Raw genomic sequence first — 14843 nt, forward strand, 5'->3', positions numbered from 1 at the left:
GTTGTGAAGGCGTGGGGTGAAACTGAACCCTTCAGATCGATTATGTCCACGGCAGACATAAGCGGGAAGTTCGAGTTCTCAGTCGGAGATAACGCTGCACTTAACCTGTGGGTGGTGACCTGGGATTTATCGACCCGATCCGGGCGTGGGGCTCACTCGGCGGTGCGGTCGCCGCCGCGATGGGGGCTCGGATCGGGGGGAAGGATCACCATCGGCGGTTGCGTTCGAGTCTGCGCCCGCCACCAGACCACGAATCCGGTGGCCGTGAAGGCGCCGTAGAACACGTACATCAGCCCGGTGGCGTAGTACCCCGAGCCGAACAGCAGAGGCACGCCGACGACGTCGACCGCGATCCAGATGAGCCAGAACTCGGTCCAGCCCTTGGCCATGCCGTAGGTCGCCAGCAGTGAGCCGACGAAGGTCCAGGCGTCGGCCCAGACCGGCTCCCACGACCCGAGGGCGCGGAACAGCGGAGTGAGCGCCACCGTGCCGATGACCATTCCGAGCACCAGTCCGATGCGCGCACTCGTCGGCGCCCACCGGGGACTCACCCGGCCGCCCTCGGCGTTCCGCCAGCGGACCCATCCGTAGATCGCGACCGCGATGAACATGACCTGCCGGCCGGCCTGTCCGAGCAGATGCGGCAGCGAGTGGTCGGGGCTGAGGATCGAACCGAGGAAGACGGTGAGCAGCAGCACGTTGCCGATGATCCCGACCGGCCACGCCCAGATCTTCCGCCGCATGCCGCCGATCGCGCTCGCGAGGCCGAAGGCGTTGCCCACGACCTCGCGGATGAGCAGCGTCTGCCCGCCCGGCAGCACCCATTGCGAGTTGAAGGCCTCGGCGAGCCAGCGCAGCAGATCCATCGGGGTCAGGGCGCCGCGTCGGGCGCGGGGCGGTCGTCGAGCGTGAGCTGGAGCATGCTCAGGTCGAGCCAGCGTCCGAACTTCGCCCCGACCTGCGGCATCCGTCCGACCTCGGCGAAGCCGAGCCGCTCGTGCAGCACGATCGAGGCGACGTTCCCGCTCTCGATGCCGCCGATCATGACGTGGATGCCGGCCGCGCGGGCTCGCTCGATGAGCGCGGCCATCAGGGTCTTCCCGATGCCGCGGCCGCGCTGATCGCCGCGCACGTACACGGAGTGCTCGACGGTGTGCCGGTAGCCGCTGTGCGGCCGCCACTGCGCGAACGACGCGTATCCGAGCACACCGCTCTCGTCGACGGCGACGATGACCGGATACCCGCGTGTCCTCCGATCGGCGAGCCAGGCGGCGCGGTCGGCGACGTCGACCGCGTCCTCGTTCCAGATCGAGGTGGTGTGCACCACGGCATGGTTGTGGATCTCGGTGATCGTGGGGAGGTCCGACTCATCGGCATCCCTGATCTGCACGGCTGTCATCGGGGTCTCTCGTCTTCTGCGCTTCGGGTGCGCATCGCCGACGCTAGCAGGATGCCGGGGGTCAGACGTCGCGCGAGTGCGGTGCCTTCGCGCGGAGCGCATCCCGCACGAGGATCGCGCGGCGCATGTCGACCATGATCGGATCGAAGAACCGCTCGCGGTACCGGGCCTCGCTCACGGCGGAGAACACGAACGGCAGCGAAGCGATCAGAGAGAGCAGCATGGCGGCCTTCAACAGGTTCACCGTGAGCGGCAGCTCGACGCCGGCGACGATGAGCGGCTCGACGATCAGCGGCTGGGACTCGCTGCCGGGACCGAGCCAGATCTCCACGACGCCGATCGGGATCGCGATGCTCCCGATGATGATCAGGAGGGCGGCGAGCAGCAGCGCGAAGAACAGCGCCTGCAGCAGCTGGGCGATGGTCATCGCGATCAGGATGTTGAAGCGCTGCGGTGCACGGAGACGCTGGTGCTCCGCCGGCGCCGGAAGGTGCTCGGCCGGGGTGTCGGCGAGCATCGCCCTCCGTTGGACCTCGGTGGGCGCCTGGGCGTCGTCGTCGATCTCGGACGCGCTGACCCGGAGCACGACGATGCCCGCGAGGATCGCGACGACCAATCCCACGAGGGCGATCGATCCCCAGTGCAGCGCCGACGCCATCTGCCACACCTCGGCCGAGAAGAACGCGAACACGACGAGCATCAGGATCACGGGCAGGGCGATCGACGCCATGTGACCGATCGCCGAGGCGTTGTGCACGGCGAGGCGCGATGCCCAGGAGATCAGGGCGCCGCCGCCCATGCCGGTGACGAGCACGCAGAGGATGAGGACGAGCAGAGCCCAGAAGACCGGGCCGACGGTCGCCCGCGGATTGTTCTGGTAGCCGAAGACGATGAGCCCGGCGAGACACGCGATGATGAGCGCGAGCGCGATGAGCGTCCCGATGCCGACCGAGAGCCGGCGCAGGATGGCGCGGGCCGCGACGTAGCCGCCCCAGGTGGCGACGACGGTGAGCGCGAGGACGCCGACGACGACGAGGGTCAGCAGCGCGGCTTCGCCGGCTGTCGAGTCCTCGGCGAACTCGACGGTCAGCTCGATCCCGTCGCCGACCAGGTAGACGAGGATCGCCACGCCCACGATCAGCGGTGCGACGCGGCGGGGGAGATCGGTGAACCAGCGCCTCAGCGGGACGAAGGTGGGAAGCCCCTGCTCGCGGAACCAGCGATCGGCATCGCGCTTCGCGCTCCGGTTGCTCGGGGATGCGGACATGCGATGAGACTACTCGCGGGTCAGACGTGCACGTCGGCGGGGGATTCCTCGCCCTCGTGGAAGCTCGGCTTCTTGCCCAGCATCCGTCCGATGCCGAGCACGATGACGACGATCAGCAGGCCGAGCGCGAGGCCGGCGATCGCCGAGATGATGGTGTCGACGATCCAGACGACGACCGCGCCGGCCGGCTCGAGCGCGTGCTCGACGGCATGCAGCACGTCGACCGGGAAGTGCCAGCCGACCTCGCCGAGGTTCACGAGCACGAGGTGGCCGCCGACCCAGAGCATGGCGACCGTGCCGAGGATGCTGATGAAGCGGAAGACCGCGGGCATCGATCGCACGATCCGGGTGCCGGTGTGACGGACGCGCTGCACCGGGTTCTTCGCCATCTTCAGGCCGATGTCGTCGATCTTCACCAGCAGTGCGACGGCTCCGTAGACGACGCCGGTCATCAGCAGGGCGATCACGGCGAGGATCGCGAGGGTCGTCCAGATGTCGAGACCCGCCTCGAGGTTCGCGAGCGAGATCAGCATGATCTCGGTGGAGAGGATGAGGTCGGTGCGCACGGCGCCGAGCACGAGCTTCTTCTCATCGCGCGCGCCCTCGTCGGCGTGGCCGTGCTGCACGCCGAACCACTCCAGCACCTTCTCGGCACCTTCGAAGCAGAGGTACGCACCGCCGACGATCAGCAGGTACGGCAGCACCCACGGCGCGAAGGCGGTGAGCAGCAGCGCCGCCGGGATGATGATGAGGAACTTGTTCGCGAGCGAACCGAGAGCGATCTTGCCGACGACGGGCAGCTCGCGGGCGGGCGTGATCCCCTGCACGTACTGCGGTGTGACGGCGGCGTCGTCGATCACGACACCCGCCGCCTTCGCGGAGGCCTTCATCGCGGCGCTCAGGATGTCGTCGACGACGGCGAGAAGTCCAACGGACATGTGTTCCCCCAGGGTCTGTGGTTCAGGGGGCAACTCTATCGAGTCGGGTGAAACTCACAGCCCGCTCCCAGTCCCACGGGACCAAAACGGGACCGGCATCCGTTCTCCTCTAGTGACGGCGCAGCCAGCGACGTCGGACAAGGAGTCAGATCATGTCGAACGACTACGGCAGGACCCCCGAGGCGGTCAGTGCCCTCACGCATCTGCAGTACGAGGTGACCCAGCAGGACGCGACGGAGCCGCCGTTCCGCAACGCCTACTGGAACACCCATGACGACGGCATCTACGTCGACGTCGTCTCCGGCGAGCCACTGTTCTCGTCCACCGACAAGTTCGACAGCGGCACGGGATGGCCGAGCTTCACCAAGCCCATCGATGCGGATGCCGTGACCACGCGCACCGACCGCAAGCTGTTCATGAAGCGCACCGAAGCGCGCTCGGCCGGCGCCGACAGCCACCTGGGCCACGTCTTCGACGACGGACCGCGCGACGCGGGAGGATTGCGGTACTGCATGAACTCCGCCGCTCTCCGGTTCATCCCCGCTGACAGGCTCGAGGAAGAGGGGTACGGTCGCTACAGCCGCCTCTTCGACACCACCACCGATATCTCTGAGGAGCAGTCATGACCGACACCGGAACCATCACCCGCACCCCCGGCACCGAGACCGCCGTCCTGGCCGGTGGCTGTTTCTGGGGCATGGAGGACCTGATCCGCCGCCAGCCCGGCGTGCTCGACACGCGCGTCGGCTACACCGGAGGCTCGAACGACCACGCGACGTACCGTAACCACCCGGGTCACGCCGAGGCCGTGGAGATCGTGTTCGACCCGTCGAAGACGACCTACCGCGACATCCTCGCGTTCTTCTTCCAGATCCACGACCCGTCGACCAAGGACCGTCAGGGCAACGACATCGGCTCGAGCTACCGCTCGGCGATCTTCCCGCTCAGCCCCGAGCAGGAGACCGTCGCGCGCGACACGATCGCCGACGTCGACGCCTCCGGTCTCTGGCCGGGCAAGGCCGTGACCACGATCGAGCCCGAGGGTCCGTTCTGGCAGGCCGAGGAGGAGCACCAGGACTACCTGATCAAGTACCCGAACGGCTACACCTGCCACTTCCCGCGTGCGGGATGGGTGCTGCCGAAGCGTGAGAGCGCGACCGTCTGACCGTCACGGTGCTTCGACAAGCTCAGCAGCCCCGTCCGCTGGGTCCCTGAGCCTGTCGAAGGGCCCTCCGTCTCTCAAGGCGGAGGGCCTTCATCGTGCCCGGGCCTCGTAGGAGCCACCGCCGCGCGCGACGTGGGAGGAGATCTCCGCGTCGGGAGGAGCGGATGCTTCGCATCCTCAGCCCATGCGTGTGATCTCATCCCGACGATGTGCCGCATGACCCGGGCTTGGGCGTCAGCCCTCCGCGAGGAAGGCCAGCGCGGCCTCCTTGAAGTCCCGGGACCCCGGCGCGTTGAAGTGGTTGCGGTTCGGGATCTCGAAGAACCGCCCGTCGTGGGCGGCGGATGCCAGGGCGCGCGAACCTTCGATGATCGCGTCCTTCGATCCGGTGGCGAACAGGATCGGGCGGGCGGGCGCATCCGCCGGGTCCGGGTCGATCGTGCCGGATGCCCGCATCCCCTCGGCCAGCGCGACGAGAGCCTGCAGGTCATTGCCCGGCACCCGCTCGGTGAGGGCGATGTAGTTCTGCGTCGTCTGATCCGCCACGGGGGTGCCGTCGGCGATGTACGCCCGCACTTGGTCGAGATCCAGCCGTGCGAGGGGGATGCCGTCGGGCACGCCACCGAGCACCGCGCGGCCGATCCGCTGCGGCAGGTCGCGCACGACCTCCCAGCCGACGCGGGCGCCGAGCGAGTACCCCACGTAGAACGCGTCGTCGACGAGATACGCGTCCATCACGGACTCGACGTCGGTCGCGAGGGTGCGGATGCCGTAGTCCTCCGGCTGATGCGGCTTCGCGCTGTGCCCGTGCCCCCGCTGGTCGAGGGCGAGCACCCGGTAGCCGGCACGCGTCAGCTCGCGCACCCAGCCGGTGAGCACCCAGTTGTCGCGCGCGTTCGACGCGAAGCCGTGCACGGCCACGACCACCGGCGCATCGAGGTCGCCCCAGGTGTAGGTCGCGAGCCGGGTGCCGTCTGCCGCGTACACCTGCTGCGGGTCGGGCATGCTCGTCAGGTCGGAGAGAGGGACAGCCACGGCATCCATTCTGGCCCCACCCGGTGTCGATCAGGGCGGTCGGGGCGGTCTTTCTCCGTAACCCTGATGGCGTCAGCCATCACCGCATGAGAGCGTGAGTGCGGAGATGCCGCCCACGGCATCCGTGCTCTCGCCGATGCTGTGCTGCGGTTCGGTGCCGAGTCCCGGACGAGTCTCGAGAGGATCCGCTGATGGCGACACCGGTGATCGCCCCGCGGTCGGGGGAGCGTGCGCCCACCGTCACGCTCTGGATGATGATGGTGCTGACGTTCGTCACCGGGCTGGTCGACGCGGTCGGATTCCTCGGGCTCGATCGAGTGTTCGTGGGCAACATGACCGGGAACATCGTGATCCTCGGCATGGCTGTCGCGGGGGCGGACGATCTGCCGGTGCTCGGGCCCGCGATCGCGCTGGGGACCTTCACCGTCGGGGCGTACATCGGCGGGATGGTCCTTCGTCGCCGTCGGAGGGAATGGAGCGGCGGGGTGTCTCTCCTGCTCCTCACGGGGGCCTTCGTCCTCGCCCTGCTCGGGGTGGCGTATCTCATCCCCGATTGGGCGGCGTCCGACGTGCTCGAGCTCATCGCCTCCTCGACCACGGCCGCGGCGATGGGCATGCAGGCGGCGGTCGCACGCAGTCTCGCCGTCGCCGACGTGACGACTGTCGTCGTGACCTCCACCCTGACCTCTCTCGCGAGCGAGTCTCTGGTCGACGGCGGGGTGAAGGGTGTGTGGAACCGGCGTTTCGCCGCGATCGCGATCATCTTCGTCGGGGCGCTCGTCGGCGCGCTGCTCCTGCGCTTCGGTGTGGCCGTGCCGCTGCTGCTCGCGGGCGCGCTCACCGTCGCGGTGGTCGCGTTCGGTCATCGCTCGCTCCACACGCGTGCGGTCGCCGTCTGATCGCTCGATGTTCGCGACCGAGGCGGGCTGACGTGATCGGCCGTCACCCGGCTTCCGCAGCTCCGACGGTGACGGAGGCGAGTTCGGCCGCGCCGAGCGACGAGTGCAGCGGAAGCGTCGGGCGGAGTGCCGCGAGGATGCTCTCGGCCGACGACCCGCTGAACACGTAGACCGGACCGGTCGCCCCGGCGTAGGTCTCGTCGTGCCAGCCGATCGCCCCGGATCCGAGGGCGGCCTGGAGGGCGATGGTCACACCCGTCAGATCCTCGGATGCCGCGCTGTGGAGGTGCGTGCGCAGCAGCACGTACTCCGTGGAGCCGACCGGATGCTTCCGCCCGTCGACAGCGACCCATGAGCCGCGGGCGATGCCGTTGCTCTCGAGGACCCCGAGGAGTTCGATGGTCACGCGGTCGATGTCGACCGCCGTCACAGTGAGCTCGATGTCGGCCGCCACGGGCTCGCCCTCGGCCGACAGGGCGGTACCGCCGCCGTTGATCACCGCGGACGCGTCGAGCTGGGGCAGCAGCGTCCCGACGATCCCGTCCTCCTGCGCATGCCGCACGTGCGGCGACATCGGCTGTGCGAAATGGATGGTCACGGCGTGCGTGGAGCGCTGGGGCTTCCGTGAGAACAGGGGCATGCCGATACGGTACTGCGCGGCGTTCCGGCGGAGCCGGCATACCGGTATGCCGTCGGGACGGCCTCACACGATGAAGGAGATCTCAGGTTCTGAAGGAGCATCCGTGGGATTCGGTCCTGCAGAACGTGAGATCTCCTTCATTCCGTGCGAGGAGACGCGGATGCTGCGCGGCGAGGCTGTGCCCCGCCGCGCAGCGCCGTCTCAGACCGCGCGGCGCAGGGCCTCGCCGAGCGCGGCATCCACGTTCGTCCAGTACTGGAAGAACCGCTCGCGGATCTCGTCGATCGTGATGCCGCGGCCCTGACCGGTCAGGGTCTCGAGGAACCGGGCGCGCTGCTCGTCGTCGAAGACCGTGCGGTACAGGGTGCCTGCCTGACCGAAGTCGTCATCGTCGAGGTGCAGCGTCGCGGCACTGCGCATGAGCTCGCCGTCGGACTCCCAGCTCGCCTCGACGCCGGCCACCGGGTCGGCCTCGGGCCCGCCGGCAGCGCCGAACGAGTTGGGCGTGTAGACGCGGTGCTCGGCCGGGTTCGGCTTGTACTGCATCTGGCCCTCGTGCATGTAGTTGCGCACCTCGGCCGCGTGCGGCTGGTTGACGGGCAGCTGGTTGTAGTTCGCGCCGATGCGGTAGCGCTGCGCGTCGGAGTAGGCGAAGACGCGGGCCATGAGCATCTTGTCGGGCGAGATGCCCGTGCCGGGAACCTGGTTGCCCGGCGAGAAGGCGGCCTGCTCGATCTCGGCGAAGAAGTTCTGCGGGTTGCGGTCCAGCGTGAACGTGCCGACCTTGATGCGCGGGTAGTCCTTCTTCGACCACGTCTTGGTCAGGTCGAACGGGTTGAAGCGGTACTCCTTGGCCTCGTCGTACGGCATGACCTGCACGTAGACGTCCCACGACGGGTAGTCGCCGGTGTTGATCGCGTCGAACAGGTCGCGACGGTAGAAGTCGGCATCCGATCCTGCGAGCTCCTGCGCCTCGGCGGCGCCCATCGCCTCGACACCCTGCTTCGACAGGAAGTGGTACTGCACCCAGAAGCGCTCGCCCGCGGCGTTGACCCACTGGTAGGTGTGCGAGCCGTAGCCGTTCATGTGCCGCCAGCTGCGGGGGAGTCCGCGGTCGCCCATCAGGTAGGTGACCTGGTGCGCGGTCTCGGGGGAGAGGGTCCAGAAGTCCCACTGCATGTCGGCGTCGCGCAGGCCGGAGTCGCCGAGGCGCTTCTGCGAGTGGATGAAGTCGGGGAACTTCATGGCGTCGCGCAGGAAGAAGGTCGGAGTGTTGTTGCCGACGATGTCGAGGTTGCCCTCGGTCGTGTAGAAGCGCAGCGCGAAGCCGCGCACGTCGCGCCACGTGTCGGGGGAGCCCTGCTCGCCGGCGACCGAGGAGAAGCGGAGGAGCGTCTCACTCACGGCGCCCGGCTGGAAGGCCGCCGCCCGCGTGTAGGCCGAGACGTCTTCGGTCACCTCGAACGTGCCGAACGCGCCGCCGCCCTTGGCGTGCGGGTTGCGCTCCGGCACGCGCTCCCGGTTGAAGGAGGCGAGCTTCTCGACGAGGTAGCGGTCGTGCAGGACGGTGGGCCCGTCGGCACCCACGGTCAGCGAGTGGGCGTCACTCGGTGCCGGGGTGCCGGTCTGCGTCGTGGTGGCCGGCTTCGCCGGGATGTGCGGATTCGTCATTTCTTCTCCTTCTGCGCGCAGGCGCGACGAGTACCCCTGCCCGGGCGGGCAGGCGGGCGCGTCGGACTACTGCGCGACGTTCTGGCAACTGGGGCAGAGGCCCCAGAAGGTGACTTCGGCTGTCTGGACGGTGAATCCCCCGGCCGAGGACGGGGTGAGACACGGCGCTTCGCCGACCACGCAGTCCACGTCGCCGATCGCACCGCACCCGGTGCAGACGACGTGGTGGTGGTTGTCGCCGATGCGCCGCTCGTAGAGCGCTGCGGAGCCTGCCGGTTCGATCCGGCGGATGAGGCCCGCCGTCGTCAGGTCCGCGAGGATGTTGTGCACCGACTGGATCGACGTGGTCGGAAGCACGTCGGACACGGCGCGGTAGACCCGCTCCGCATCCGTGTGAGCCATGGAGTCCAGTGCCTCGAGAACGGCGACGCGGCCCGCGGTCGCACGCAGTCCGGCACCGCGCAGTGCCGACTCGAGTGCTGTCTCCATGTCTTCGACCCTACACGGTGTTTTGAGTGATTCAAAAGAAGGATGCTGGCATATCGGTGCTGGCTTCCCAGCAAACTTTCAGGCTATCTTTCAGCTATGGATTCGATCACCTCGCAAGCCGACCTCACGGCGCTCTATGGCGTCTACGGCGTCATCAGCCTCGTCCTCTACGTCATCATCGCGATCGCGCTCTGGAAGGTCTTCACGAAGGCCGGCGAGCCCGGCTGGCTCGCGATCATCCCGATCGTGAACGCCTTCGTGCTCGTCAAGATCGCCGGCTTCTCGATGTGGCTGGGACTGCTCTACCTCATCCCCATCGTCAACATCGTCCTGCACATCATCGTCGCCCTCCGCGTGGGCAAGGGCTTCGGCAAGGACACGGTGTTCTCCGTCTTCCTGCTCTGGCTGCTCTCGGTCATCGGATACCTGATCCTCGGATTCGGCTCCGCGACCTACGACCGCTCGCGCATCTCCTGAGTCCATCCGACGACGAGACCCTCGCAGCCGCCGGCTGCGGGGGTCTTCTGCGTGCCGGGGTCAGGACTCCGACGGGGCCAGAGGCAGCTCGCGGCCGTAGTTCCACGAGAGGATGGCGGGCTGCTCGCGGTAGTAGCTGAGGACCGATACGGATCCCGCGTCCAGGCTGATCTGGGCGCCGAATCGCGGGGCCTGCCGCAGGAACACGGCCGTCAGGATGCGCAGGAGATGGCCGTGCGCGACCAGCGCCACATCTCCGTCGACCAGGGCGGGGAGCACGCGCGTCAGCACTCGTGAGGCCCGCGCGGCCACTTCCTCCACCGTCTCTCCCGGGGTCTTGCCCCGGATGACGCCGTGGGTGAAGGCGCTCCAGTCATAGCCGAGCTCCGTGCGGATGTCCTTCGTGCTGCGGCCTTCATATCCGCCGTAATCCCACTCGACGAGAAGCGGATCCACGTCGGCGTGGAGTCCCGCGAGCTCCGCGGTGCGCCGGGCTCGCTGCAGCGGCGAGGTCAACACGAGCGAGAAGTCGTAGTCGGCGACCAGTTCGCCGGCACCCCGAGCGAGGTCCTCCCCGCGAGGGGTCAGCGGGACATCCGTCAATCCGGTGTGCAGACCTGCTCTCGACCACTCCGTCTCGCCGTGGCGCAGGAGCACGAGCTTCCCGGTGGGGTTGTCGGGGGCGGGACGGTCGGGCAGCGGATCGATCGTGGGCACACTGTCAGGCTGTCACGATCAGCGGAGCCTGTCACGATCGGCCGACACATCTGCGGGAATCCTCGGCAGATCGGGCACATGTCCGCTGATCGAGACCGGCGTCAGCTCTCCGTGCCGTCGCGCAGCGCACGGCCCCACGGCTCAGACGGGTCGTGGATCGCGACCGCCAGCGTCGTGTCGGACTGGCCGTAGTACGCGAACCACCTGTCCTGGAACTTCACGAGACCCTCCACGAAGGTCACGTTCGAGACGAGCCCGTGCATGTCCTCGAAGGTCTGCGGGCGCAGCCAGGGTTCCTGCAGACGGGCGATGACCTTCGTCGGCTCGTCGGGGTCGATCGCGATCTGGCCGCAGCGGTAGTCGACGTCGACCGAGCCGTCGTCGTTCACGACGCGGGTGGCGCCGTTCGTCAGGAACAGCAGCAGCCCGTTGTCGGTGACCACTGGGGACGTGCCGATCTCGACGAGTGCCTCGTCCCAGGTGCCGGGGGTCGGCGAGTACATCGGCTCGGTGTCGGCCGTGCCGGGGGTCCAGTGGATGAGGTCGTCGCTGGTCGCCCAGTAGATCGCACCTTCGCCGAAGTACATCCACCACTTGCCGTGCATCCGCTGCGGCACGATGACCCCGGCCTTCGACCAGTTGAACCCGCGAGGGTCCATGGTCTTGAAGGTGTCGAAGTCGTCGAACAGCGGGCCGTGCTTGGTCCAGGTGCGGAGGTCCGTCGAGGTCGCGAGGCACAGCTGGGCGCTCCGGCGATCCCAGCCCGTGTAGGTGAGGTAGTACGTGCCGTCGATCAGCGCGATGCGCGGATCCTCGCAGCCGCACGTCTCGTAATCCTCGGATGGGGACAGGATCGGCGCGTCCTCGCGCGTGAAGTTCACACCGTCGCTCGAGCGGGCCAGGCCGATGTGGGAGACGATGTCGTCGGCGTGTGCCCGATACAGCAGCACGACCTCGTCGCCGTCGACGATCGCCGCCGGGTTGTAGAGGTTCGCCGACTCCCAGCTGTCGCCGCGGGGCCGCAGGATCGGGTTGCCCTCGTAGGGGGTGAACGGACCGAGGGGGAAGGAGGCTCCGGAGAACATGGTGGATGCCCTTTCTGGCTGGACGGCGGCTGCTGGACGGCGTGGAGTCAGCCCTTGACGGCTGCGCCGAGGTCGGTGGCGCGGAAGAACCGCTGGAAGACGATGAACAGGATGACGACGGGGAACGCGAGCGCCGTGGCACCGGCGAGGATCGCCCCGTTCGGGTTGGCGGTGGACTGCGCCACGTTCGAGATGTAGTTCGCGAGGGACACGGCGAGCGGCTGCAGCGTCGCATCCTTCGTGATGAGGAACGGCCAGAGGAACTCGTTCCACGGACCGATGAACGTGACGAGCACGACGGTCACCAGCACGGGCTTGATGAGCGGGATCGCGACCGATGTCAGCAGGCGGATCTCGCCTGCGCCGTCGATGCGCGCCGCCTCGAAGATCTCCACGGGCAGCGCCTTGAAGAACTGCACGAAGATGAACACCGCGGTCGTGTTGATGAGGAAGGGCAGGATCATGCCCAGATACGAGTCGCCGAGGCCGTAGCTGCGGGTGATCTGCACGTACAGCGGGATCATCAGCAGCTGGAACGGCACCATCTGCACGAGCAGCATGAGCACCCAGACGACGCCGCGTCCGCGGAAGTCGAGTCGAGCGATCGCGTAGCCCGCCAGGAGTCCGAAGACGACGGTGCCCAGCAGCACGCCCGCCGTGAAGATCAGCGAGTTCAGCAGGGAGCCGACCAGGTCGATCCGCGAGTCGATCGCGACGAAGTTGTCGACGGTCCATCCGCTGGTCGGGAAGAGCTCGTTCGGCGCGTTCGTCGGACTCTCCTGGAAGGCGCCGACCAGCATGAAGTAGAACGGGAAGGCGAACCCGATGGCGGCGACCGTGAGCAGGACGATGCTCAGGATGCGTGGGGCCTTGCTTCTGCGTCTCATCATCGCTCCCTGGTCGCGCGGTTGGCCATCAGCGACAGCATCCCGACGAGGATCACGAGGATCATGCCGATCGCTGCGGCCGTGTCGGGGTTCTGCTGCTGGATGCCCAGCTGGTAGATGAGCAGCACCGGGGTCGACGAGGCGCCGTCGGGGCCGCCGCCGTTGGTGAGCAGGTACGGCTCGGTGAAGAGGTTGGCGCCGGTGATGATCGACAGGATCAGCACGAGCGTGGTGGCGCTGCGCACCCCGGGGACGGTGACGTGCAGGAAGCGCTTGAACGCGCCGGCGCCGTCGGTCTCCGCCGATTCGTAGAGCTCCTTCGGCACGTTCTGCAGTGCCGCGAGGTAGAGCAGGATGTAGAAGCCCAGCTGCTTCCACGTCACGTACAGCGCGATCATCGGCATCGCGAGACCGCTGTTCACGAGCCAGGACGGATCGGGGGCGAGCGGGCCGAGGATCGAGTTGATCAGCCCGTTGCCCGAGAACAGCAGCATCCAGACGCCGACGAGCGAGACGCTCGCCGTCAGGTACGGCACGTAGAAGGCCACCCGGTAGGCGGCCACCCAGCGGATGCCGGAGTTCAGGGCGGCCGCCAGGACGAGCGAGAGCACCGCGGTCAGCGGCACGTTGATCACCAGGAACACCAGCGTGTTGCGGAACGAGCCGAGCACGCGCGGATCGGTGAGCACGGTGACGAAGTTCTCGAAGCCCACGAAGGGCCGCTCGACCTCGGTGCCGGGTGCGGTGAAGAAGTAGTCGTGGAAGGCGATGTAGACAGCGAACGCGAGCGGATACGCGAAGATCGCGATCACGAACACGAAGTACGGCAGCGCGAACAGGCCGCCGATCGGTTGCGCACCCAGCCATCGGGTGCGCAACCGCCGGTTGTCGGTCATCAGATCACTCGGCGACGAGCTCGTCGATCTTGGACGAGGCGTTCTTCAGGAAGTCGTCGATCGAGTCCTTGCCGAAGATCACCGCGGGGGAGTATGCGTCGCGGAAGGCCTGCCAGGCCTCGACCGAGTTCGGGATGCTGGGCACGTCGGCCGTGGCCTCGGCCTGCTCGGCGAACGCGACGTAGTTCGGGTTGGCCTCGAAGTAGTCCGCGAAGGTCCCGGTCAGGTCGGTGCGCATCGGCATCTGGCCCGTGGCCTCGAGGAACTGGCCGTCGCTCTCGACGCTGGTGGAGAACTTCAGGAACTCCCATGCCGTGGCCTGGTTCTCGCAGGCCGTGAACATCGAGACGCTCTTCGAGTCGGCGAAGGTGACCGGGTTCTCGCGGCCATCGCTCGTCGGCACGGGCATGAACCCGACGTCGACGGTCTCGGCGTACGAGGGGATCGCCCAGGGGCCGGCGAGCTGCATCGCGGTCGTGCCGGACGACATCGCGTCATCGGTCGCGGCCTCGTTCGGCGCCAGCTTGTCCTTGTAGATGCTCGCCCAGAACTCGGCGACGGTGCGGCCGGCATCCGAATCGATCGTGGCCTTGCCGTCTTCGACGAGCATCGTGCCGTCGGTCTCGGCGAGGTACAGCGGGTAGAAGTCGAACCACGGCTGGTAGAACTCGCTGGTCGGCGCCGGCCAGATCGCGCTCTGCACGCCCGAGTCGACGATCTTCTGCGCGCCGGCGAGGAACGCGTCGTACGTGTTCATCTGCGGGTCCTCGGGATCGATGCCCGCGGCCGTGAACAGCGCCTTGTTGTACATGACCATGACGGGGTTCGACTTCCACGGCAGCTGGTAGTAGCTGCCGTCGCTGGAGTACGACTCGACGTCTCCGCCGCGCTCGGTGATGTAGTCGCTGCCGCCCTCGATCGTGCTGAGGTCGACGAGGCCGCCCTGCTTGACCCATCCCGAGACGGCTGCGGGTGCCACGTTGTAGACGAGGCAGGGCGCGGTGCCTGCGGTGATCGCGGCGGTGATGGCCTCTTCCGACGACGACCCGGCGGGGATCTCCTGCGCGGTGACCTTCTCGTCGGGGTGCTCGTCGTTCCAGGCCTTCACCACGGCCTGCCCCCACTCGACCTCCTGCTCGTTGTTCGAGAGCCAGACGTCGATGGGGCCGGTGCCCGAGGCATCGCCTTCTCCGCCACCGCCTCCGCCGGCGGAGCATCCGGTGGCGATGAGCGCGACAGCGCCGATGAGCGCGACTGCACGGATCTTCTTCATGGTGT

At 67.8% G+C, this 14843-nt stretch carries 17 protein-coding genes; 4 read left to right on the forward strand and 13 right to left on the reverse strand.

From position 1 onward, the window contains the following. Positions 1–152: 152 nt before the first annotated feature. From pnuC to LBN7_RS10350, 4 genes are all read right to left on the reverse strand, one after another. Positions 153–866: a nicotinamide riboside transporter PnuC gene (gene pnuC, locus LBN7_RS10335; RefSeq protein ID WP_407359575.1), complete on the reverse strand. Its 714-nt coding sequence runs from the start codon at positions 864–866 to the stop codon at positions 153–155. A 5-nt stretch (positions 867–871) separates the two neighbouring features. Then, a complete protein-coding gene (locus LBN7_RS10340) occupies positions 872–1399 on the reverse strand; it encodes a GNAT family N-acetyltransferase (RefSeq protein ID WP_407359576.1) in 528 nt (175 codons plus the stop codon). 61 nt (positions 1400–1460) lie between these two features. After that, positions 1461–2666, reverse strand: a complete 1206-nt coding sequence (locus LBN7_RS10345; protein ID WP_407359577.1) for a hypothetical protein — start codon at positions 2664–2666, stop codon at positions 1461–1463. A 20-nt stretch (positions 2667–2686) separates the two neighbouring features. Further along, positions 2687–3604, reverse strand: coding sequence for a DUF808 domain-containing protein (locus tag LBN7_RS10350; protein ID WP_341947079.1), 918 nt, complete (start codon positions 3602–3604; stop codon positions 2687–2689). A gap of 152 nt (positions 3605–3756) precedes the next feature. Between LBN7_RS10350 and msrB the strand changes: the two genes are divergently transcribed. Both msrB and msrA read left to right on the forward strand, forming a co-directional pair. Continuing rightward, positions 3757–4230: a peptide-methionine (R)-S-oxide reductase MsrB gene (gene msrB / locus LBN7_RS10355; protein ID WP_116633457.1), complete on the forward strand. Its 474-nt coding sequence runs from the start codon at positions 3757–3759 to the stop codon at positions 4228–4230. Continuing rightward, positions 4227–4769, forward strand: coding sequence for a peptide-methionine (S)-S-oxide reductase MsrA (msrA, locus tag LBN7_RS10360; RefSeq protein ID WP_116633458.1), 543 nt, complete (start codon positions 4227–4229; stop codon positions 4767–4769). The genes msrB and msrA overlap by 4 nt, the downstream gene beginning before the upstream one ends. A 234-nt stretch (positions 4770–5003) precedes the next feature. On the opposite strand, the gene LBN7_RS10365 is transcribed toward msrA, so the two are convergent. Continuing rightward, positions 5004–5813 carry an alpha/beta fold hydrolase gene (locus LBN7_RS10365; protein WP_407359578.1) on the reverse strand — a complete coding sequence of 270 codons (810 nt, stop codon included), beginning with the start codon at positions 5811–5813 and terminating at the stop codon, positions 5004–5006. A gap of 182 nt (positions 5814–5995) precedes the next feature. Here LBN7_RS10365 and LBN7_RS10370 point away from each other — a divergent pair, with 182 nt between their 5' ends. Beyond that, positions 5996–6703 (forward strand): YoaK family protein, encoded by a 708-nt coding sequence (locus LBN7_RS10370; RefSeq protein WP_165807962.1) that lies wholly within the window; start codon positions 5996–5998, stop codon positions 6701–6703. Positions 6704–6746: 43 nt separating this feature from the next. Here LBN7_RS10370 and LBN7_RS10375 read toward each other — a convergent pair whose 3' ends face one another. The 3 genes from LBN7_RS10375 to LBN7_RS10385 form a co-directional block, all read right to left on the reverse strand. Beyond that, positions 6747–7343: a hypothetical protein gene (locus LBN7_RS10375; RefSeq protein WP_407359579.1), complete on the reverse strand. Its 597-nt coding sequence runs from the start codon at positions 7341–7343 to the stop codon at positions 6747–6749. A gap of 201 nt (positions 7344–7544) precedes the next feature. Next, positions 7545–9014: a catalase gene (locus LBN7_RS10380; protein ID WP_116633461.1), complete on the reverse strand. Its 1470-nt coding sequence runs from the start codon at positions 9012–9014 to the stop codon at positions 7545–7547. A 66-nt stretch (positions 9015–9080) separates the two neighbouring features. Next, positions 9081–9503, reverse strand: a complete 423-nt coding sequence (locus LBN7_RS10385; protein WP_116633462.1) for a Fur family transcriptional regulator — start codon at positions 9501–9503, stop codon at positions 9081–9083. Positions 9504–9599: 96 nt separating this feature from the next. On the opposite strand from LBN7_RS10385, the gene LBN7_RS10390 reads away from it, so the two are divergent. Further along, entirely contained in the window at positions 9600–9980 is a 381-nt protein-coding gene (locus tag LBN7_RS10390; RefSeq protein WP_116633463.1) for a DUF5684 domain-containing protein, read from the forward strand. A gap of 60 nt (positions 9981–10040) precedes the next feature. Here the strand turns inward: LBN7_RS10390 and LBN7_RS10395 are convergent, their stop codons facing one another. The 5 genes from LBN7_RS10395 to LBN7_RS10415 form a co-directional block, all read right to left on the reverse strand. Continuing rightward, positions 10041–10697, reverse strand: a complete 657-nt coding sequence (locus LBN7_RS10395; RefSeq protein ID WP_341947083.1) for a histidine phosphatase family protein — start codon at positions 10695–10697, stop codon at positions 10041–10043. Positions 10698–10798: 101 nt separating this feature from the next. Next, positions 10799–11782 (reverse strand): glycoside hydrolase family 130 protein, encoded by a 984-nt coding sequence (locus tag LBN7_RS10400; protein ID WP_407359580.1) that lies wholly within the window; start codon positions 11780–11782, stop codon positions 10799–10801. Between the two features lie 47 nt (positions 11783–11829). Continuing rightward, positions 11830–12672, reverse strand: coding sequence for a carbohydrate ABC transporter permease (locus LBN7_RS10405; RefSeq protein ID WP_116633465.1), 843 nt, complete (start codon positions 12670–12672; stop codon positions 11830–11832). After that, positions 12669–13565, reverse strand: a complete 897-nt coding sequence (locus LBN7_RS10410) for a carbohydrate ABC transporter permease (protein ID WP_116633466.1) — start codon at positions 13563–13565, stop codon at positions 12669–12671. Before LBN7_RS10410 ends, LBN7_RS10405 begins: the two co-directional genes overlap by 4 nt. 4 nt (positions 13566–13569) lie before the next feature. After that, on the reverse strand, positions 13570–14838 hold the full coding sequence (locus tag LBN7_RS10415; RefSeq protein ID WP_407359581.1) for an extracellular solute-binding protein: 1269 nt from the start codon (positions 14836–14838) through the stop codon (positions 13570–13572). Positions 14839–14843 lie beyond the last annotated feature (5 nt).

This window comes from Microbacterium sp. LBN7, from assembly GCF_045690345.1.
GTDB lineage: Bacteria > Actinomycetota > Actinomycetes > Actinomycetales > Microbacteriaceae > Microbacterium.